Source organism: Streptomyces callyspongiae, from assembly GCF_047200695.1.
Classification (GTDB): Bacteria; Actinomycetota; Actinomycetes; order Streptomycetales; family Streptomycetaceae; genus Streptomyces.
In genome coordinates this window covers 1-19168 of the sequence record NZ_JBJZOM010000025.1, presented here as the reverse complement: position 1 = coordinate 19168, position 19168 = coordinate 1, and the positions used below count along the sequence as shown (strand labels likewise).

Below are 19168 nucleotides of genomic sequence, written 5' to 3'. Positions count from 1 at the left end.
GCGCTCACGCGAGCCTCTTCGAGGCCAGCACGGAGACCAGGTGCAGCAGGGTCTGCAGCAGCGCGATCGCGGCCAGGACGGCGACACCGAGCCGGGTGAAGAACAGGTCCCCGCGGACGGCGTCGAGGAGCGCGGCGAGCAGCACGAACAGCGATGCCTCGATCCCCAGGATCAGCCGGTGGAACTTGAGCGCGGCCGCGGCCCTGCGGGCCGTCGCCATGCCCGAGGAGCGCGGCACCGACGCCGCCTCCTGCACCGGCGGCAGGCCGCCCTGGTGCCGGGCGACACCGACGAGGTCGGTCTCCGCCTTGACGAGAACGGCGCCGAGCGCGGCGAGCGTGCCCAGGAAGGCCCACAGCCAGTCGACCGGTCCCGCGCCCCAGGGGTCGGCGGCGCGCAGGCCGAAGCCGACGAGCACCGCGGCGTCGCACAGGTAGGCACCCACCCGGTCCAGGTAGACCCCGCTCAGCGAGAACTGCTTCTTCCAGCGGGCGACCTCGCCGTCGACGCAGTCGAGCAGCAGGTAGAGCTGCACCATCACCACGCCCAGGACCGCACCCGGGATGCCCGGGAGCAGCAGTGCGGGAGCGGCGAGGACACCGGCGAGCGTCATCAGGTACGTCAGCTGGTTGGGCGTGATCCGCGTGTTCACCAGGTGCCGGTCCACCCGCAGCGACACCTCGCGCATGTACAGGCGGCCGGCCCAGTGCTCGCCGCTGCGGCGGTCCTTCACACCCTCGGGGTGGACGACCGGCCGGAGTTCAGCTGCTGATGGTTTCGGCATAGTCGGCGTACGCGTCCCTGATCTGGTCGGTGGACAGGTCGAGGTGCTCGATGATCGTGTAGCGGCCGGGTCGGGTCTGCGGCGCGTACTCGACGGCGCGGACGAACTCGTCCACGTCGAAACCGATCTCCTCGGGCAGCACCGGCAGGCCGTGGCGGCGCAGCACGCGTGCCATCAGGGCCGACTCCTCGCGGGCACCCCGCAGGTGCATGGCGAAGGCCGCACCCAGGCCGCACTGCTCGCCGTGCAGCGCGGACCGCTTGGGGAAGAGCAGGTCCAGAGCGTGGCAGATCTCGTGGCAGGCGCCCGAGGCGGGACGGCTGTCCCCCGCGATGGACATCGAGATGCCGGTGAGCACCAGCGCCTCGGCGTAGACCACCAGGAAGTCGTCGTCGCCGATGCCGCCCGGGTGGCGCAGCACCGAGTCGCCCGCACTGCGCGCCATCGCGGCGGCGAGGCCCTCGAACGCCTCTCCGGTCTCGCGGTGCGACAGCTCCCAGTCGGCGACGGCCGACAGGTTGCTGATGGCGTCCCCGATACCGGCCCGGACGAACCGGACCGGGGCCTCGCGGATCACGTCGAGGTCGATGACGATCGCGATCGGGTTGGGCACGCCGTAGCTGCCCCGTCCCGCGTCGTTGTCCAGGGTGGAGACCGGGGAGCACAGGCCGTCGTTCGCGAGGTTCGTCGCGACGGCGACCATGGGAAGGCCGACCCGGGCCGCGGCGTACTTGGCGGAGTCGATGACCTTGCCGCCGCCGAGTCCGACCACGGCGTCGTAGCGCCCGGACTTCTTGATGGCGTCGGCGAGCCGGACGGCCCCGTCGATGGTGCCGTCGGCGTCGTCGAACCAGTCGGCGCCCGGAAGCGCCGGAGCCAGGCGGTTGCGCAGCGCCTGGCCCGAGCGCGGGCTTATCGCGACCGCCAGCCTGCCCGAGGGAGCGATGCGCTGGTCGGCGAGCAGGCCTTCGAGGTCACCCAGTGCCCCGGCCCGGATGTCGACCGTCAGCGGGGACGGGATCAGACGCGTCAGTACCGGCATGCGATCTCCCGCCCCTTGGCGAGGTCGTCGTGGTTGTCGATCTCGACCCAGGCGACATCGCCGATGGGGGCCGTGTCGATCCGGAAACCGCGGTCCGCCAGCTCCTGGTAGCCGTCCTCGTAGTAGAGGTCGGGGTCCCGCTCGAAGGTGGCCCGGAGCGCGTCGGCCAGTTCCTCGGCGGCTTCCGGCTCGATGAGGGTGACGCCGATGTACTCGCCGGTAGCCTCCGCCGGGTCCATCAGCTTGGTGATGCGCCGCATGCCCTCGGCCGGGTCCACGACGACCTTCATCTCCTCGTCCGCCAGTTCCTTGACGGTGTCGAGGGCGAGGATGATCTTCTGGCCGCTGCCGCGGGCAGCCAGCAGATCCCTCTCGACGGAGACCGGATGCACGGTGTCGCCGTTGGCGAGGAGTGCGCCCTGCTTCAGCACCTCACGCGCGCACCACAGGGAGTAGGCGTTGTTCCACTCCTCGGCCTTGTCGTTGTCGATGAGCGTGAGGGTGACGCCGTGCTTCTTCTCCAGCTCGGCCTTCCGCTCGTACACGGCCTCCTTGCGGTAGCCCACCACGACGGCGACGTCGGTCAGGCCGACCTCGGCGAAGTTGGCGAGGGCGATGTCGAGCACGGTCCTGTCGCCGTCGACCGGCACCAGTGCCTTCGGCAGGGTGTCGGTGTAGGGGCGCAGACGCCGTCCGGCGCCGGCAGCCAGCACGAGGCCGATCATGCGGGTTCTCCTGTTTCGTCGTGTACGGCGGGCGCCCCGGAGGACGCCCAGAAGCGGATGCTCTCCCCGAGCACCGCCACGGCGATGACCACGGCCAGCGCGGTCAGCGCGAGTGCGAATCCTTGGCCGGAACCCCCCAGGAGGAGCGCCGCGGCGAGCGTGACCGCCAGGGTCCTCCCCTCGTACCCCCCTGCCGCACGCACCAGCCAGGCCGGCGGCGCACCGGTGCCGCCGCGGATGCGGTACACCGTGTCGTAGTGATGGTAGGCGACCGCCGCCACCAGCCCGAAAGCAGCGGGCAATGCGCCGTTCACCTCCGCCCGCGCGGCGAGCACCAGCACGGTCGAATACTCCGCCGCCCGCAGCAGCGGCGGGACCAGCCAGTCGAGCGCGCCCGTGAGCGGGGCTGCCACCGCCAGGCCGCCGAGGACGGCGCAGCACGCGGCGGCGAGCAACGGCCACCAGCTGCCCGTCGGCGACCACAGCGCGACGCCCACCACGCCCGCTGCCCCCACCGCGGCGAGGACGGGCGGCAGTCCGGGGCGGGGACCACCGCGGACCGCACGGGCGACTCCCCCGGCGAGCGGACCGGTGTCGGCGAGTTCGGCGAGCGCACGGGCGGCACGATCGGTGCGCTCGGCCCTGCGTGTCACCGAGCGGAGCACCCGGCCCGCCGTCGTGTAGCAGGCGGCCAGCGCGCAGCCGACAAGCAGCACCAGGAGCGTGATCCGCGGGCTGGTGCAGGCGGTCAGGACGGCTATCAGTGCCCAGCGTTCCCCGATCGGCAGCACGATCATCCGCCGGAGCCAGACCGTCCAGCCGACGGCATCCAGGCGGTCGGAGAGCGCCGCGGTGGGGCTGGTGTTGGCCCGCGCGTCGTGGCTTGCCTCGGTGAAGGAGAAATCGACGACGTGGCGCACGGTCTGCAGCACCATGGCCCCCAGGGCGAGCGACCACACGTCGTCGCCGCCCCGCGCCGCACCGAGCGCGAGACCGGCGTAGAACGCGTACTCCTTGGCGCGGTCGAAGGTCGCGTCGAGCCAGGCCCCGAGCGTGGAGTACTGCAGCGAGTAACGAGCGAGCTGGCCGTCGGTGCAGTCCAGCACGAACGACACCAGCAGCAGTACGCCCGCGGAGACGAACCCGGTGCGGGTTCCGGACGCGGCGCAGCCGGCGGCGATCAGGGCGGTGATCAGGGATGCGGTGGTGACCTGGTTCGGCGTGAGGTTGCGGCGGGCGCACCAGCGGGCGAGGTGGCGGGAGTAGGGGCTGACGGCGAAAGTGGTGAAGAAGCCGTCCCGCGACTTCACCGCGGAACGCAACCGCACCTCTTCTCCGTCGACACCGGCCACCGCTTCTGCCGCACGGCTGCGTGCGGGTGCGTCGCCGGGCACTGCCGCCACGAGGACGCCGAGCTCCGGGCGCTGCACGGCGACGCCCTTCTCCCGCAGTCGGGCGGCGACCGCGTCGGGCAGGTTGGGTTCGACGACGGGAGCGGCCGTGGGAGTCGCGCCGTGCTCCCGCGGGGCCTGCTCCTCCACGGGCGCGTCCGTCTCGGATGCCCCGATGCCGCGTTCGGCAGCCGGGGACGGGAGCGAGGCAGTGTCGGGGGCCTGCCCGCGCTCGGGGGCGTCCGGTTCGCGTGCCGCACCGGCGGAGCGGGGGCGGACGACGGCCGCCGGGCCCACTGTCGCGGCAGCCGAGCCGGGCACGACGGGCGCGGAGGCCGGGACGGTGTCGTCCAGCGCGCGCTCCAGTGCGACGCGGGCGGAGGCCTGGACCGTGACGGCGCCCGGAATCGCGGCTGCCGGGAAGCGGGGGTCGGTCAGTACGAGCCGGAGGCTCTGCAGATGGCCGACGAAGCGGGAGTCGATCAGCGCGAGCCGCTCCCCTGCCGGGCAGTGGTCCACCTCTGCCCGAGCCCCGGCGGCGTCGGCCGCGGTCCGGACGTCGAAGCCGAGAGCTGCGAGATCGCGCTCGAGCGGCGAACCGTCGACCGGTGGACCGGTGAGGATGGCGGTCGGCAGCGGAACTCACTCCTTGGAACGGGCACGTCGCGGCGCCGGGCGTCGGGGGCTGCGGGCAGCGCTCGGGCGCGGCACTGCCGTGGGACCCGGTCGGGCCGCGCGCGAGCCATGAGGCTATCGGATGGGCGACAGCCGCCGTTCGGCACGCGTTCACCGGCATCGGGTTGCCCGGGCGGGCGCCAGCATGGTCGATCATGAAGGACGGCACAAACGGCGCCCGCGGTTCCGCCGGATAGGGTTCCGGCATGACGTGGTTGATCACAGGCGGTGCCGGCTACATCGGAGCGCACGTGGTGCGCGCGATGCGGGGTGCCGGGGAGCGCGTGGTGGTACTGGACGACCTGTCCGGCGGGCTCGCGGAGCGGCTCCCCGGCCAGGTTCCGGTCGTGACCGGATCGGTCCTCGACCGCGCACTGCTGGACCGCACTCTCGCCGAGCACGGGGTGCGGGGTGTGATCCACCTCGCCGCACGCAAGCAGGTCGGCGAATCGGTCGAGGAACCGCTGCTCTACTACCGGGAGAATCTGCACGGCCTGACCGTGCTGCTGGAGGCCGTGGCCGGAGCGGGCCTGGACCGCTTCGTGTTCTCCTCCTCCGCCGCGGTGTACGGCATGCCGGACGTGGACCTGGTCACCGAGGACACGCCGTGCGACCCGATGAGCCCGTACGGCGAGACGAAACTGGCGGGCGAGTGGCTGGTGCGCGCCGTGGGCAGCAGGCACGGCCTCGCGACGGCCTGCCTGCGCTACTTCAACGTCGCGGGGGCGGCGGAACCCGCGCTGGCCGACGTCGGCGTGGCGAACGTCATCCCGCTGTTCTTCGACGCGCTCTCCCGGGGCGAGGCGCCACGCATCTTCGGGGACGACTACCCCACTCCGGACGGCACCTGCGTCCGCGACTACGTCCACGTCGAGGACCTGGCGGAGGCGCATGTGGCCGCGGCCCACCGGCTCGCGGCGGCGGCGGAGGCGGGCGAGGCGGCCCGCGACCTCACGCTGAACATCGGCACCGGCCGTGGCGTCTCGGTGCGGGAGATCGCCGACACCGTCGCGGAGGTCACCGGCCTGCGGGAGCCGGCGCCACGAGTGGCCCCCCGCCGGGCGGGCGACCCCGCACGCGTGGTCGCGGCAGCCGACCGGATCGCGCGGGAGCTGGGGTGGACGGCGACCCGTGACGTCCGTGACATGGTGTCCTCCGCCTGGGAGGGCTGGCAGCACCGCGCCCGCTGAAACCCGGCAGCAGCTGTGCGGGACACGAAACGCCTGGTCAGGGAGATGACAACGGTGTTCAGCGTCGCGTTGCCCCTGTCGGCCGCCCGTAGTTCACTGGGCACCGCCGCGGGACAGCGGTCGAGTCGGGCACGGGAGGCAGAGCATGGGCGCGGGGCACGAGCACGGGACGCTTCCTCCCGGAGGCGCGCCCACCGCGTCGGCCGCCCACCGCACGCGGCTGCGTATCGCCCTGGGCATCACCCTGACGATGACCGCGGTCCAGGTCGCGGGCGGCATGCTGGCCGACTCGCTGGCCCTGCTGGCGGACGCCGGCCACATGGCCACCGACGCCCTCGGCCTGGGCATGGCGCTGCTGGCGATCCATTTCGCCAACCGTCCCGCGGACGAGCAGCGGACCTTCGGTCTCGCGCGGGCGGAGATCCTCGCGGCGCTGGCGAACTGCGTACTGCTGCTGGGGGTCGGCGGCTATGTGCTGTACGAGGCCGTGCAACGCTTCGTGAGTCCGGCGGGGACCCATGGCGGCCTGACGCTGGTGTTCGGCGGGATCGGTCTCGCGGCGAACGCGGTGTCCCTCACCCTGCTCCTGCGGGGGCAGCGGGAGAGTCTGAATGTGCGCGGGGCCTTCCTGGAGGTGCTGGCGGACACGCTGGGCTCGTTCGCGGTGATCGTCGCCGGTCTCGTCGTCATGCTGACGGGTTGGCAGGCGGCCGACCCGATCGCCTCGCTCCTGATCGGGCTGATGATCGTGCCCCGGACGGTACGTCTGGCGCGGGAGGCGCTGGAGGTACTGCTCGAGGCGGCGCCGCGCCACGTGGACATCGCCGAGGTGCGGGAGCACATCCTCGCGGTGCGCGGTGTCGAGGACCTGCACGACCTGCATGTGTGGACGATCACGTCCGGGATGCCGGTGCTCTCCGCCCATGTCGTGGTCAGCCAGGAGGTGCTGGACACGATCGGCCACGAGCGGGTGCTGCACGAGCTCCAGGACTGCCTCGGCGCGCACTTCGACGTGGAGCACTGCACGTTCCAGCTCGAGCCGCGCGGACATGCAGCCCACGAAGCCAAGCTCTGCCACTGAGGTGGGGCACACTGGGCATGCAGCGGGATATCCCTACGAAAAGGACCAAAATGGCGAACAGCTCAGCGGCACCCATCCTGCTCGAACTGGTCGACGAGAACGGCACGACGACGGGCACGGCGGAGAAGTTGTCCGCGCACGCGCCTCCCGGGCGGCTGCACCGGGCCTTCTCGGTCTTCCTCTTCGACGACGCCGGCCGCCTGCTGCTGCAGCGTCGCGCTCTGGGCAAGTACCACTCCCCCGGCGTCTGGTCCAACACCTGCTGCGGTCATCCTTATCCGGGCGAGCCGCCGTTCGCCGCGGCGGCACGTCGCGTGGGCGAGGAGCTCGGGGTGGCGCCGTTCCTGATGCGGGAGGCGGGGACGGTCCGCTACAACCATCCGGATCCCGCCTCGGGGCTCGTGGAGCAGGAGTTCAACCATCTCTTCGCCGGCGTGGTGCGCGGCGAGCTGCGCCCGGACGCCGAGGAGGTGGCGCAGACGGCGTTCGTGACGGCGGCGGAGCTCGACGAGCGGCAGGCTGCGGGGGCGTTCTCCGCCTGGTTCACCACGGTGCTGGACGCGGCGCGCCCGGGCATCCGCGAGCTGACGGGGTCCGCGGCGGGCTGGTGAGCCCGCCGGAGCGGCCGGCGCTTCGCGACGGGTGAGGGCCTCAGGCCGTCCCGGGCAGCGGCAGCGCCGCCCAGATGATCTTCCCGCCGCTTCCGGTCTGCTCGACGTCGCAGAGCCCGCCGGCCTCTGCGACGATCGTCTTCACCAGCAGGAGGCCCCGCCCACCGGTGTGCTGGTGGGCGGGGTCGGCCTCCAGCGCCTTCGGACGGTAGGGGTGTGCGTCCTCGACGGCCACGCGCACCCACCCGGAGCCGATCGAGACCTCGACGCCGATCTCGGGCGAGAGGAGGGCGGCGTGCTTCACGGAGTTCGTGACGAGTTCCGAGACGATCAGGAGCAGTCCCTGCAACATCTCCTCGGCAACCGGCGCCTGCTGGCGCCGCACCAGATCCCGCACCGCGTGGCGCAGTTGCGGGACGGAGGAGTCGGTGGCGGGGGCTGTCAGGCGCCAGGTACCCCCGGACACCCTCGACTCCTCGCGCTCCTGCACCGGCGTTGCCACCTGAGTACCACCTTCCGCTGCCGGCGGACCGCTCCCGCGGACGTCCATCTGCCGCACCCCGCTTCCCTCACCGTTCTTGCACCTGTACTTGCATCGAGTGTTGGGACCTCACACCTCCCAACCCGCCGGCTGACCGCAAGTCGGCACTTATCGATGGCATGTGACAGATCGGGTTCGAGCCCATCCGTTCCGCGACAGAAGTTGTCGCAGCCTCTCGGCGAGAGATGACAGCAACGCGGATACGATCGGATCCATGCAGCTCCGCACCGAGTGCAACGACGGCGTCGCCACCGTCACCATCGACCACCCGGCCAAGCGGAACGCGATGACGCCCGACATGTGGCGGTCCTTCCCTCCGCTGCTCGACCGACTGGCCGCGGACACCGCGGTGCGGTCCCTGGTCCTGACCGGCGCACAGGGGACCTTCTGCGCCGGTGCGGACATCGCCACGCTCCGGAGTGACGGCGACCCGCGCGCCACGGCGGTGACGGGGCAGGGACTCGCGGTGGCGGCCGAGGAGGCCCTCGCCGCCTTCCCCAAGCCGACGCTCGCCCTGGTGCGCGGGCACTGCGTGGGAGGCGGCTGCCAACTCGCGGCGGCCTGCGACCTGCGATTCGCCGCGGAGGACGCGTGGTTCGGCGTCACCCCGGCCCGGCTGGGCATCGTCTACCCGGCCTCCTCCACCGAGCGGCTGGTACGCCTGGTCGGCCCCTCCACGGCCAAGCACCTGCTGTTCTCCGCGGAGCTGATCGACACGGAGCGCGCGTTGCGCTGCGGCCTGGTGGACGAGGTCCACCCCGGGGACCGTCTGGACGGCCGGGCCGCCGATTTCACCCGCACCCTGGCGACGCGGTCGCCGTTGACCCAGGCCGCGGCGAAGGAGTTCGCGGACGGCCGCGGCGATCGCGCGCGTGTGGCGCACTGGGAGCGCGAGGCCGCGGGGAGCGACGAGGCAGCCGAGGGCGTCGCCGCGTTCCTGGAACGCCGCCCACCGGTCTTCACCTGGTCCCCGTGAGACCTTCCGGGGCCCGCCCGTGCCGGGGCGGACACGTCGGGCATCGCTTCCCTCCGTGATTACCAGTGGGTAGCGTGCGGGGTATGACGACGACACTCCCCGACCGGGCCGGACGGCACTGCCACAACGCGCTCAATCCGCTCCACTCCGCGGCCTACTTCGCCCCCGACTTCGCGAAGGAACTGGCGCCGTACGGCATCGAGGACCCCCGAGCGCTCTATCTGGCCGGACGGGCCGCAGCCCTCGGAGCCGTCTCGGCGGGGACCGTCACGGCCACCTTCTACAACTTCGACCACGGCCTGGTCGCCCGCCACATCCCCGCCGTGTGGGATCTGGCCTCGCCGCAGACCGTGCTGGACGCCCGGATGCGCGCCGTGGACGCCATGATGCGGCGGCTGCTCGGCGAGGACGGCGTCACGCAGCCGACCGTGCGCGAGGCGGCGGACCTGGCACTGCGCGCGGCCGAGGGATGCACCCGGGCGGGACGCCCGCTCTACGCGGCCCACGCGGACCTGCCGGTCCCCGGAGAGGCCCATCTCGCGCTGTGGCACGCGGCCACCCTCCTGCGCGAGCACCGCGGCGACGCCCACATCGCGATCCTCCAGCACGCGGAACTGGACCCCTTGGAGGCCCTGGTCAGCCACACGGCCTCGGGACGGGGCATGGCTCCCAAGTGGGTGCTGGCGACGCGCGGTTGGGAGCAGTCCGACTGGGCCGCGGCACAGGACCGGCTGCGGAGCCGCGGCCTCCTCGACAACGACGGCGAACTGACCGACGACGGGCTCGCCCTGCGCAAGCGGCTGGAGGACGAGACCGACCGGCTCGACCGGCGGCCGTATTCACACCTGGGCGCGGAGGGCGTCGCACGGCTGACCGAACTCGCGGGCGGCTTCACCGCAGTGGCCCTCGGCAACGGAGCCTTCCCGGAGGACCTGCTCGGCAAGGAGTGACCCGCTCCGTCCACGGACGGCGAACCCGGCGTCGGGGACGCCGGGTTCGCCGCTGCGAGGAGCAGCCCGCCCCCTGGGCTGCCGCGCCGAGCGCGTCCGAGCAGCGCTCCGGGGCCGGCACCTGCCAGAATGCCTATCTCACCCGGCTGTACACCGGGTGCGGACCAGCAACGGACGGCGGAACGGATCAACGTGACGACCACCATCGAAGGCAGGATCGCCGAGGAGCTCGGCGTACGCGAGCGGCAGGTGAGGGCCGCGGTCGAGCTGCTCGACGGCGGTTCGACCGTGCCCTTCATCGCCCGGTACCGCAAGGAAGCGACCGAGATGCTCGACGACGCGCAGCTGCGCGCCCTCGAGGAGCGGCTGCGCTACCTCCGGGAGCTCGAGGAGCGGCGGGAGGCGATCCTGGAGTCGGTGCGGTCGCAGGGCAAGCTGGACGAGGCACTGGAGTCCCGTATCCGGGCTGCCGAGTCGAAGGCGCGGCTGGAGGACATCTACCTCCCGTACAAGCCGAAGCGCCGCACCAAGGCGCAGATCGCCCGCGAAGCCGGACTGGAGCCGCTGGCGGACGGCCTGCTGGACGACCCGTCGGTCGAGCCCGAGGCCGCGGCCGCCGCGTACGTGGACGCCGGGAAGGGGGTCGCGGACACCGCCGCAGCGCTCGAGGGCGCCCGCGCCGTGCTCACCGAACGGTTCGGCGAGGACGCCGACCTCATCGGCGAGCTCCGTGAGCGCATGTGGGAGCGGGGCAGGGTCGCCTCCTCGGTGCGCGAGGGCAAGGAGCAGGAAGGGGCGAAGTTCAAGGACTACTTCGATTTCGCCGAATCCTTCACGAGGTTGCCCTCGCACCGCGTGCTGGCGCTGCTGCGCGGCGAGAAGGAGGAGATCCTCGACCTCGCCCTCCAGCCGGAGGACCCGGCCGACGCACCGGACGACGGGACGCCCACCTCGTACGAGCGGACCGTCGCCGATCGTTTCGGCATCCGCGACCAGGGGCGGCCGGCCGACTCCTGGCTGGCGGACACCGTCCGCTGGGCGTGGCGCACCCGGATCCAGGTGCACCTGGGCATCGACCTGCGTCAGCGGCTCCGTACCGCGGCCGAGGACGAGGCCGTGGGCGTGTTCGCGTCGAATCTGCGCGATCTGCTGCTGGCCGCGCCCGCGGGGACACGGCCGACGATGGGCCTGGACCCGGGGCTGCGCACCGGTGTCAAGGTCGCGGTGGTCGACGGCACCGGGAAGGTCGCGGCGACCGACACCGTGTACCCCCATGCGCCGCAGAAGCAGTGGGACGCCGCGCTGGCCACGCTGGCAGCGCTCGCCGAGCAGCACGGTGTCGAACTGATCGCCGTCGGCAACGGCACCGCGTCCCGCGAGACGGACAAGCTCGCCGGGGAACTGGTGGCGCGGCTGCCGGAACGGAGGATGACCAAGGTCATGGTCTCCGAGGCAGGCGCCTCGGTCTACTCCGCCTCTCCCTACGCCTCCCGGGAACTGCCGGACTTGGACGTGTCGTTGCGCGGCGCGGTCTCCATCGCCCGCCGCCTCCAGGACCCGCTCGCGGAACTGGTGAAGATCGATCCGAAGTCCATCGGCGTCGGCCAGTACCAGCACGACCTGTCCGAGGTGAAGCTGTCGCGTTCGCTCGACGCGGTGGTGGAGGACTGCGTGAACGGTGTCGGCGTCGACGTCAACACCGCCTCCGCGCCACTGCTCTCGCGGGTCTCGGGCATCGGGAGCGGACTGGCGGAGAACATCGTCGCCCACCGCGACGCCCACGGCCCTTTCTCGAACCGGAAGGCGCTCAAGGACGTCACACGCCTCGGCCCGAAGGCCTTCGAGCAGTGTGCGGGCTTCCTGCGCATCCGGGGCGGGGACGACCCGCTGGACGCGTCCGCCGTGCACCCGGAGGCGTACCCGGTGGTGCGGAGCATGGTGAAGGCGGGGAGCACGGACGTCGGATCCCTCATCGGCAACACCAAGGTGCTGCGTTCCCTGCGTCCGGACGACTTCGTCGACGACGACTTCGGCCTGCCGACGGTGACCGACATCCTGCGCGAACTGGAGAAGCCGGGTCGGGATCCGCGTCCCGCCTTCCGGACGGCGACGTTCAAGGAGGGCGTGGAGAAGATCGGCGACCTCGCCCCGGGGATGGTCCTCGAAGGCGTCGTCACCAACGTGGCGGCCTTCGGGGCCTTCGTCGACATCGGCGTCCATCAGGACGGCCTGGTCCACGTGTCCGCGATGTCCCGGACCTTCGTGAAGGACCCGAGGGACGTGGCGAAGCCCGGCGACGTCGTGAAGGTGAAGGTGCTGGACATCGATGTGCCGCGCAAGCGCATCTCGCTGACGCTGCGCCTGGAGGACGACTCCTCGGGCTCCTCGGGCTCCGGCTCCTCGAAGGAGAGCGGCCAGGGGCGCCGGAGCGGCCGCGGGTCCGGCGGCCGGAGCGGGGCGCCCCGCCAGCGCCAGGGGGGCCGCGGCGGGAACGGCGGCCGAGGCGAGGACGGCGGCCGCCGCCGCGACCAGGCGCCGGCCAACAGCGAGATGGCGGAGGCGCTGCGCCGGGCCGGCCTGCGCTGACACGGCTGCGGAGTCCTACGGCTCCTCGCTCCTGACGGGAGGGTCCGCGACGGGCCCTCCCGTCGGCTTTCGGGCACCGACGGCGGGACAGCCGGCAGCCGACGCCACCGCGCCACCGGAGGTGTCCGTCACCCGCCCCCGACGCGCCGTGCACGAACAGTGGCACCCGCTCGCGCGCAAGGCGGGTTCCCACAAATCGGAGCGTCGCACCTGGTCGCCGGACCCCCCTTGCCCCGCCCGACGGTAACAACTTACGGTCTCGTAACCTACGGATCCGTAGGTCGAACCGCCCCCGTCGTCAGGAGCCTCTGTGACCGTCATCACCACCCAGCACACCGGTACGGACGGCTGGACCGACGCCCGGCTGCTCCATGCGCTGGAAGAGGTGGTGGAGAAGGAGTTGAACCGCCATCTGGCTGTGGCCAAGGACTGGATGCCGCACGAGTACGTGCCGTGGAGCGACGGACGGAACTTCGACGGCCCCCTGGAGGGCGAGCCCTGGTCGCCGGAGCAGTCCGGCGTCTCCGACATCGGCCGCATCGCCCTGGTGGTGAACCTGCTCACCGAGGACAACCTGCCCTCCTACCACCACGAGATAGCCACCCTCTTCGGGCGCGACGGCGCCTGGGGCACCTGGGTGCACCGCTGGACCGCGGAGGAGGGCCGGCACGGGATCGTGATGCGCGACTACCTGCTCGCCTCACGGGCCGTGGACCCGGTGCAGCTCGAGAACTTCCGCATGTCGCACATGTCGGAGGGCTTCGAGTCCGACAACAGGCACAGCATGCTCCACTCGGTCGCCTACGTCTCGTTCCAGGAGCTGGCGACGCGGATCTCGCACCGCAACACCGGGCACCTGGCGGGCGATCCGGTGTGCGACCGGATGCTCGCCCGCATCGCCACGGACGAGAACCTCCACATGATCTTCTACCGCAACCTGCTGCGGGCCGCGTTCGAGATCGCCCCGGACCTGACCATGCAGGCGGTCCGCGACGTCGTGGTGAACTTCCGGATGCCCGGCCACGGCATGCCGGGCTTCGAGCGGGCCGCGGCGAGGATGGCGATCGGCGGGGTGTACAACCTGCGCATCCATCACGACGACGTGCTCCAGCCCGTGCTCCGGTTCCTCAAGGTGATGGAGATCGACGGCCTCGGCCCCGAAGGCCTAGAGGCTCAGGAGGAGTTGGGCCTCTACATGGAAGGACTCGACAGCGAGGCGCGGAAGTTCGACGAACGGCTCGCTGCACGGGAGGCCCGGCGTGCCGCGCGCGGCGCCTCCTGAGAGGTCGGGCGGCCGTCACGCGGCCTCCGGTTCCTCCCGCAACCAGTAGTCCCCGCCGTCCTTCCGCCGCATCACTCCGTGGTCGACGAGGTACCGCCGGACGGTCACGTGGTCCACCGACGCACCGGTGCACCAGCCGCGCAGGATCTCGTTCACCTCGCGCTCGCTGTAGGCGGCGCCCGCGCGGAAGGACCGCTCGGCCACGTGCCGCAGCACCTCCCGGCGGCGGCCGAACTGCCGGGGCAGGGCCCGCAGGCCTTCGCCGTCCTCGCGCAGGAAGGTGCGCAGCAGGGCTTCGAGGCGTGTGTCACCCGTCCCGTGGTCGACACCCGGAGAGCCGGACGCCTCGGCTGCGGCGGCGGTACGGACCACCTCCTTCAAGTGGTCGGGACGGGCCCGGACGGCGCCGTCGAGGTACTCGACCAGGCCACCCTCGTGGAGCCGGCGCAGAGCCGCTGCGGTCTCCTTCGACGAGAGCCCCGCCGCCCGGGCGATCGCGGACGGGGTGGAGCTGCCGAGCACCACGGCGGAGAAGGTGCGCAACCGCGCGGGCTCGGCGAGCAGACCGACGATGCTGTGCGGGGTCATACGTCTCCCTGGGACGGTTCGATGCCGTCGGACGCCGAAGGCCGGCGCACCCGACCGCCGGGACGGTACGGGAGCCGCCGGACCGTGCGCGAGGGGTTTTCCGTGCCGGGCGCGGACTGCGCACCTCGGTGCCCCTCAGTACGCGGCGAACCGGTCGAGTGCGTCCAGCACGTGACGCAGAGTCCTCCCGTTGCCGAGGTGCCCAGCGTCGGTGACGACGAGGAGTTCGGCGTCGGGCCAGGCACGGGCGAGGTCCCAGGCGGTCTCGGACGGACTGCTCATGTCGAGCCGCCCGTGGACGAGGACGGCGGGTATGCCGGCGAGCCGGTGGGCGTCCCGGAGCAGGGCGCCCTCCTCCAGCCACGCACCGTGGGCGAAGTAGTGGCTGCAGATGCGTACCAGTGCGACACGTGCCGTCGACGGCCGGCCGCCGTAGGGGCGGGAGTTGCCGCCGAGCTCGCCCGACAGGACGGCGTCCTCCCAGTCGCACCAGTCGTTGGTGGCCCGCTCCCGCACGGCCGCGTCCGGGTGCTCCATGAGCCGGGCGTAGGCCGCGACGACGTCGCCGTCGCGGGGCGTTCCGGGTGCTCCGGCGAGGAAACGTTCCCATTCCTCGGGGAAGAAGCGGCCGACACCCCGGTAGAGCCATTCGATCTCTCGGCGCCGAGTGGTGGTGACGCCCGCCACGACGATCTGCGTCACGCGAGCGGGATGCTGCTCGGCGTAGGCCAGCAGCAGGGTGGAGCCCCACGATCCGCCGTACAACAGCCAACGGTCGATGCCCAGATGGGTGCGCAGCCGCTCCATGTCGGCCACGAGGTGTGCCGTGGTGTTGTGCCGCATGTCGGTGCCCGGGTCGCTCGCGTGCGGCGTGCTGCGTCCGCAGCCGCGCTGGTCGAACAGCACCACCCGGTAGCGTTCCGGGTCGAAGAACCGCCGCGCGCCGGCCCGGCACCCCGAGCCGGGACCTCCGTGCACCACGACCGCCGGTTTGCCGAGGGGGTTGCCGCAGGTCTCCCAGTACACGCGGTTGCCGTCGCCGACGTCGAGCATCCCGCTCGCGTACGGTTCGATCCTCGGATACATCCCCGGCCCCCTCCGCCGCCCGTCCCGCTCGGAGCGGCAACCCTCACAGCTCGACCATCACCTCGTCCAGGTCCTTCCGGCGGAGGTCCGGGACGCGTGCCCCGGCAGCCGGATAGCCGACGGGGACGACGTACGCGGCACGTTCCTCGGGAGGCCGGTCACAGACCTCGTTCAGGAACCGCATCGGGCTCGGGGTGTGCGTGAGGGTGGCCAGGCCCGCCTGGTGCAGGGAGGCCAGCAGCAGGCCGACGGCGATGCCGACAGACTCCTTGGCGTAGTAGGGCCGGGGGGAGTTCGGACCCTTGTGGACCTCGAAGACCACGATCACCACGGGCGCCGTCTCCAGGAACGGCTTGTCAGGGTCCGTGCCCAGGGACGCCAGCGCGTCCAGCCACTCCTGCGAGGCGCGGCGCTCGTAGAACGCCCGTTCCTCGGCCTCCGCGGCCTCGCGCAGCCGCCGCTTGCGTGCGGGATCGGTGAGCACCACGAAGCGCCACGGCTGCACGTGCGCACCGCTCGGGGCGGTGGCGGCCGTGCGCACCGCGGCGGCGACGACGCCCTCCGGGAGAGGGCGGGGGTCGAAGTCCCGGACGGTCCGGCGCCGCGCCATCACCTCGTGGAACTCCCGGGCCCGCGCGGCGGCCCGGTCGGGAGGGACGTGCAGCGGACGCAGCGGCACCGTGGGCGGGGGCGTGGCCTGGACCATGCGTTCAGCACAGCACACCCCACGTGCCCGGGCAATACGCGGGCGACGCGCCGGGAAGAAATCCGTTGCGCGCCGGTGACGGGCCGTCCGGCATGGTGCTTGCTGTGCTGCCGCCGAACGGAGAGGGACGTTGCTCGTCTGAGGTCGGAGACACCGTGTGCACCGGCACGAGCCGTGGCTGCCACACGTGCGACCTCGGGAGCGAACCGTCCCGTCCCGACGGAGCCCGCCTCCCGTGCCCGCCCGGTCGCGGCGGGCACCCGGTGTTCTCCATACGTGCCAACCAGTCGGTCCACCTGTCCTTCGCATGGCCGGACGGCACTCCCGTGCTGCACGGCCTCGACCTGTCCGTCGGCCCGGGCCGTACGGGCCTCATCGGTACCAACGGCACCGGCAAGTCCACTCTGCTGCCAATCTGGATCTGCTGAGCGTGCGGCAGCCGGCGGCTGCGCTCCACGCGTACGAAGGGGCACTGCTGGTCGCGCGCCACGACCTGCCGTTCCTCCAGTCGATCGGCATCACCCGGTGGATGCGGCTGGAAGACGGGCTTTCCGATGTGGCGGAGGAGGTGGTGTGAGTATCGTGCCTCCATGCGCGAGGTGCTGATCGTCGGAGGCGGCGTCATCGGGCTGACGACTGCGGTCGTCCTGGCCGAGGACGGCGCCCGGGTGCGGGTGTGGAGCCGAGAGCCGTACGGGAGCTCGACGTCCGCCGTCGCGGGGGGTCTGTGCTGGCCGTACCGCATCGAGCCGGTGGAGCTGGCGGCGACCTGGGCGGAGGAGTCGTTCGGTGTCTTCACCGATCTGGCGGAGTCTCCGGCGCGGACGGGGGTCCGGGTCGTGCCCGGCACCATGTCGGGCGACGGCACTCCGGCACGGTGGTCGGCGCTGGTGGGCGACCGTTCGCTGACGCCTCTCATCGACATGGCGCGGTACCTCCCCTACCTCCACGAGCGGTTGGAGAAGGCCGGCGGCCGGTACGAGCAGCGCTCCGCGACCTCTCCGGCCGCGGCGGCGCAGGAGGCTCCGGTGGTGGTGAACTGCACCGGTCTGGGGGCACGCGAACTCGCCGGGGACGACACGGTGGTGCCGGTCCGGGGCCAGTTGCTGGTCGTCGAGAACCCGGGGCTGGACCGCTGGTACGTGGCCGCGGGCTCGGGCAGTTCGCACTCCACCTATCTGCTTCCGCAGCCGTACGGTCTCGTCCTCGGCGGCACCGCTGAGGAGGGCGCCTGGGCCCTGGAGCCGGACCCGGCGACGGCCGAGGCGATACGGGAGCGGTGCGCCCGCGTACATCCGGCCGTCGGTACCGCGCCGGTGCTGGCGCACCGGGTGGGGCTGCGTCCGTTCCGGCCGGGCGGTGTCCGGCTGGAGGCGGAGCAGGTGCCGGGGGGCGTATGCGTGCACCACTACGGGCACGGGGGCGCCGGGGTCACCGTCTCCTGGGGAAGCGCCCGGGAGGCGGCCCGTCTGGTGAAGGAGCATTTCTCCGTCTGAGCCCACGCCCCGCCCGCACCGCCGTGCTTCCGCGGGCCCCGCATGCGCCATGGACATGACCTTAGTGGTGGCGCTAGACATCCGACACGTGTTCTGCAAAGCCCCCACCGAGTTGGAGGACTCGTGCGTCACAGACTGATCGCACCGGCCGCGGCCGCCGCCGTCCTGCTGCTGGCGGTCCCCGCCGCGGCGGCGCAGCCCTCGCCCGGAGCGCCCGGAGTGGGCGATCCCTACTATCCGACCTACGGCAACGGCGGCTACGACGTCAGCCACTACGATCTGCGGTTGCGCTACCGGCCGAAGAACGACCGCCTCTCCGGGACCGCCACCCTGCTGGCAACGGCGACGAAGGACCTCTCCCGCTTCAACCTCGACTTCGCACTCGACGTGCGCCGGGTCCGGGTGAACGGTCACCGGGCGGAGGTGGCGGCCTCGGGTGCGCACGAGCTGGAGATCACACCGGCCCGCCCGCTGGAGAAGGGCGAACGTGCCACGATCGTGGTCCGGTATGCGGGAACGCCGTCGAAGGTGAAGGTGAACGGCTACACCTCCTGGCACCGCACCCCGGACGGCGGGTTCGCGGCCAACGAGCCCGAGTCCGCCTGGTGGTGGTTCCCCAGCAACGACCATCCGACGGACAAGGCGACCTACGACATGAGCGTCGCCGTTCCCGACGGCACCGAGGCGATCGGCAACGGCACGCTGGAGGGCAAGCGTTCCGTTGCCGGCTGGACCCGCTGGTCGTGGCGTTCCCGCAAGCCCCAGGCGACCTACCTGGCGACACTGGCCGTGGGGCAGTACGACATCACCACCCACCGCACGGCGAGCGGACTCCCGATGCTGAACGCCTACAGCCTCGGCCTGGGCGAGGACGAGGGCGCCGCTCGTGCGAGTCTGGAGCGCACGGGCGAGATCACCGAATGGCTCGAGCGCCGGTTCGGTCCGTACCCGTTCGAGGCCGTCGGCGGATACGTCCCGGACACGGATGCCGGGTACGCGCTGGAGACACAGACCCGCCCGTTCTACAGCCCGCACTTCTTCGACGAGGGCGCGAACACCTACGTGGTGACGCACGAGATGGCGCACCAGTGGTACGGCGACAACGTCTCGGTGCAGCAGTGGGACGACATCTGGCTCAACGAGGGGCCCGCGAGCTATGCCGAGTGGCTGTGGTCGGAGCACGTCGGGGAAGGCACCGCGGAGGAACTCGCTGCCTACGCCTATGCCTCCATCCCCGCGGACGACGACTTCTGGGCCGTGGCGCCGGGTGACCCGGGTGCCGAGAACCAGTTCCACAGCGCGGTCTACACGCGCGGGGCGATGGCCCTGCAGGCGCTGCGCACCCGGATCGGCGACCGGGACTTCTTCGCCGTTCTGAAGGGCTGGCAGCAGCGGTACGGCGGCCGGGACGCCTCCGTGGGGGGGGGGGGGGGCCCCCCCCCCCCGGGGGGGGGGGGG

General features: G+C 72.2%; 18 protein-coding genes and 1 pseudogene. 11 read left to right on the top strand and 8 right to left on the bottom strand.

From position 1 onward, the window contains the following. Window positions 1-4: 4 nt before the first annotated feature. Genes ACL06G_RS20120 through ACL06G_RS20105 form a run of 4 tightly spaced genes read right to left on the bottom strand, consistent with a single transcriptional unit; the run spans window position 5 to window position 4461 of the window. Entirely contained in the window at window positions 5-784 is a 780-nt protein-coding gene (locus ACL06G_RS20120) for a CDP-alcohol phosphatidyltransferase family protein (RefSeq protein WP_412787248.1), read from the bottom strand. Next, a complete protein-coding gene (locus tag ACL06G_RS20115) occupies window positions 762-1826 on the bottom strand; it encodes an iron-containing alcohol dehydrogenase family protein (RefSeq protein WP_412787247.1) in 1065 nt (354 codons plus the stop codon). Before ACL06G_RS20115 ends, ACL06G_RS20120 begins: the two co-directional genes overlap by 23 nt. Then, entirely contained in the window at window positions 1814-2551 is a 738-nt protein-coding gene (locus tag ACL06G_RS20110) for a phosphocholine cytidylyltransferase family protein (RefSeq protein WP_412787246.1), read from the bottom strand. The genes ACL06G_RS20115 and ACL06G_RS20110 overlap by 13 nt, the downstream gene beginning before the upstream one ends. Then, on the bottom strand, window positions 2548-4461 hold the full coding sequence (locus ACL06G_RS20105; protein ID WP_412787245.1) for a DUF5941 domain-containing protein: 1914 nt from the start codon (window positions 4459-4461) through the stop codon (window positions 2548-2550). The genes ACL06G_RS20110 and ACL06G_RS20105 overlap by 4 nt, the downstream gene beginning before the upstream one ends. Before the next feature lie 362 nt (window positions 4462-4823). Here ACL06G_RS20105 and galE point away from each other — a divergent pair, with 362 nt between their 5' ends. The 3 genes from galE (at window position 4824) to idi (ending at window position 7499) form a co-directional block, all read left to right on the top strand. After that, window positions 4824-5807 (top strand): UDP-glucose 4-epimerase GalE, encoded by a 984-nt coding sequence (gene galE, locus ACL06G_RS20100; RefSeq protein ID WP_412787244.1) that lies wholly within the window; start codon window positions 4824-4826, stop codon window positions 5805-5807. A gap of 145 nt (window positions 5808-5952) precedes the next feature. After that, entirely contained in the window at window positions 5953-6888 is a 936-nt protein-coding gene (locus ACL06G_RS20095) for a cation diffusion facilitator family transporter (RefSeq protein WP_412787243.1), read from the top strand. Between the two features lie 50 nt (window positions 6889-6938). Then, window positions 6939-7499, top strand: a complete 561-nt coding sequence (idi, locus tag ACL06G_RS20090; RefSeq protein ID WP_412787242.1) for an isopentenyl-diphosphate Delta-isomerase — start codon at window positions 6939-6941, stop codon at window positions 7497-7499. Window positions 7500-7539: 40 nt separating this feature from the next. On the opposite strand, the gene ACL06G_RS20085 is transcribed toward idi, so the two are convergent. Further along, complete coding sequence (locus tag ACL06G_RS20085; protein ID WP_412787241.1) at window positions 7540-8049, bottom strand: ATP-binding protein; 510 nt, start codon at window positions 8047-8049, stop codon at window positions 7540-7542. A 205-nt stretch (window positions 8050-8254) separates the two neighbouring features. Between ACL06G_RS20085 and ACL06G_RS20080 the strand changes: the two genes are divergently transcribed. The 4 genes from ACL06G_RS20080 to ACL06G_RS20065 all read left to right on the top strand — a co-directional run bounded on the left by ACL06G_RS20080 (window position 8255) and on the right by ACL06G_RS20065 (window position 13834). After that, window positions 8255-9016 (top strand): enoyl-CoA hydratase/isomerase family protein, encoded by a 762-nt coding sequence (locus ACL06G_RS20080; protein ID WP_412787240.1) that lies wholly within the window; start codon window positions 8255-8257, stop codon window positions 9014-9016. Window positions 9017-9099: 83 nt separating this feature from the next. Then, window positions 9100-9966 (top strand): SCO6745 family protein, encoded by an 867-nt coding sequence (locus ACL06G_RS20075; protein ID WP_412836441.1) that lies wholly within the window; start codon window positions 9100-9102, stop codon window positions 9964-9966. Between the two features lie 192 nt (window positions 9967-10158). Next, window positions 10159-12552, top strand: a complete 2394-nt coding sequence (locus ACL06G_RS20070) for a Tex family protein (protein ID WP_412836440.1) — start codon at window positions 10159-10161, stop codon at window positions 12550-12552. Between the two features lie 310 nt (window positions 12553-12862). Further along, the gene (locus tag ACL06G_RS20065; RefSeq protein ID WP_412787237.1) at window positions 12863-13834 is read left to right on the top strand and encodes an acyl-ACP desaturase; all 972 of its coding nucleotides are present in this window, start codon (window positions 12863-12865) and stop codon (window positions 13832-13834) included. A 15-nt stretch (window positions 13835-13849) separates the two neighbouring features. Here the strand turns inward: ACL06G_RS20065 and ACL06G_RS20060 are convergent, their stop codons facing one another. The 3 genes from ACL06G_RS20060 to ACL06G_RS20050 all read right to left on the bottom strand — a co-directional run bounded on the left by ACL06G_RS20060 (window position 13850) and on the right by ACL06G_RS20050 (window position 16214). After that, window positions 13850-14422, bottom strand: a complete 573-nt coding sequence (locus tag ACL06G_RS20060) for a DUF2087 domain-containing protein (protein ID WP_412787236.1) — start codon at window positions 14420-14422, stop codon at window positions 13850-13852. Between the two features lie 135 nt (window positions 14423-14557). After that, window positions 14558-15508: a prolyl aminopeptidase gene (gene pip / locus ACL06G_RS20055; RefSeq protein ID WP_412787235.1), complete on the bottom strand. Its 951-nt coding sequence runs from the start codon at window positions 15506-15508 to the stop codon at window positions 14558-14560. A 43-nt stretch (window positions 15509-15551) separates the two neighbouring features. After that, window positions 15552-16214 carry a nitroreductase family protein gene (locus ACL06G_RS20050; RefSeq protein WP_412787234.1) on the bottom strand — a complete coding sequence of 221 codons (663 nt, stop codon included), beginning with the start codon at window positions 16212-16214 and terminating at the stop codon, window positions 15552-15554. Between the two features lie 263 nt (window positions 16215-16477). On the opposite strand from ACL06G_RS20050, the gene ACL06G_RS20045 reads away from it, so the two are divergent. The 4 genes and pseudogenes from ACL06G_RS20045 to ACL06G_RS20030 form a co-directional block, all read left to right on the top strand. Beyond that, the gene (locus ACL06G_RS20045) at window positions 16478-16642 is read left to right on the top strand and encodes a hypothetical protein (protein ID WP_412787287.1); all 165 of its coding nucleotides are present in this window, start codon (window positions 16478-16480) and stop codon (window positions 16640-16642) included. Continuing rightward, window positions 16627-16791, top strand: a pseudogene (locus tag ACL06G_RS20040) (ABC transporter ATP-binding protein); the annotation flags it as partial. The gene ACL06G_RS20045 and the pseudogene ACL06G_RS20040, both read left to right, overlap by 16 nt. A gap of 13 nt (window positions 16792-16804) precedes the next feature. Further along, complete coding sequence (locus tag ACL06G_RS20035; protein ID WP_412787233.1) at window positions 16805-17710, top strand: FAD-dependent oxidoreductase; 906 nt, start codon at window positions 16805-16807, stop codon at window positions 17708-17710. Window positions 17711-17833: 123 nt separating this feature from the next. Beyond that, the coding region (locus tag ACL06G_RS20030) for a M1 family metallopeptidase (RefSeq protein ID WP_412836439.1) at window positions 17834-19168 on the top strand (1335 nt) is incomplete at its 3' end.

Excerpts from the sequence above, each read along its gene's own strand:
- ACL06G_RS20120 (WP_412787248.1), bottom strand. The coding sequence starts at position 784 with ATGCCGAAACCATCAGCAGCTGAACTCCGGCCGGTCGTCCACCCCGAG.
- ACL06G_RS20115 (WP_412787247.1), bottom strand. The coding sequence starts at position 1,826 with ATGCCGGTACTGACGCGTCTGATCCCGTCCCCGCTGACGGTCGACATC.
- ACL06G_RS20110 (WP_412787246.1), bottom strand. The coding sequence starts at position 2,551 with ATGATCGGCCTCGTGCTGGCTGCCGGCGCCGGACGGCGTCTGCGCCCC.
- galE (WP_412787244.1), top strand. The coding sequence starts at position 4,824 with ATGACGTGGTTGATCACAGGCGGTGCCGGCTACATCGGAGCGCACGTG.
- ACL06G_RS20095 (WP_412787243.1), top strand. The coding sequence starts at position 5,953 with ATGGGCGCGGGGCACGAGCACGGGACGCTTCCTCCCGGAGGCGCGCCC.
- idi (WP_412787242.1), top strand. The coding sequence starts at position 6,939 with ATGGCGAACAGCTCAGCGGCACCCATCCTGCTCGAACTGGTCGACGAG.
- ACL06G_RS20085 (WP_412787241.1), bottom strand. The coding sequence starts at position 8,049 with ATGGACGTCCGCGGGAGCGGTCCGCCGGCAGCGGAAGGTGGTACTCAG.
- ACL06G_RS20080 (WP_412787240.1), top strand. The coding sequence starts at position 8,255 with ATGCAGCTCCGCACCGAGTGCAACGACGGCGTCGCCACCGTCACCATC.
- ACL06G_RS20075 (WP_412836441.1), top strand. The coding sequence starts at position 9,100 with ATGACGACGACACTCCCCGACCGGGCCGGACGGCACTGCCACAACGCG.
- ACL06G_RS20060 (WP_412787236.1), bottom strand. The coding sequence starts at position 14,422 with ATGACCCCGCACAGCATCGTCGGTCTGCTCGCCGAGCCCGCGCGGTTG.
- pip (WP_412787235.1), bottom strand. The coding sequence starts at position 15,508 with ATGTATCCGAGGATCGAACCGTACGCGAGCGGGATGCTCGACGTCGGC.
- ACL06G_RS20050 (WP_412787234.1), bottom strand. The coding sequence starts at position 16,214 with ATGGTCCAGGCCACGCCCCCGCCCACGGTGCCGCTGCGTCCGCTGCAC.
- ACL06G_RS20035 (WP_412787233.1), top strand. The coding sequence starts at position 16,805 with ATGCGCGAGGTGCTGATCGTCGGAGGCGGCGTCATCGGGCTGACGACT.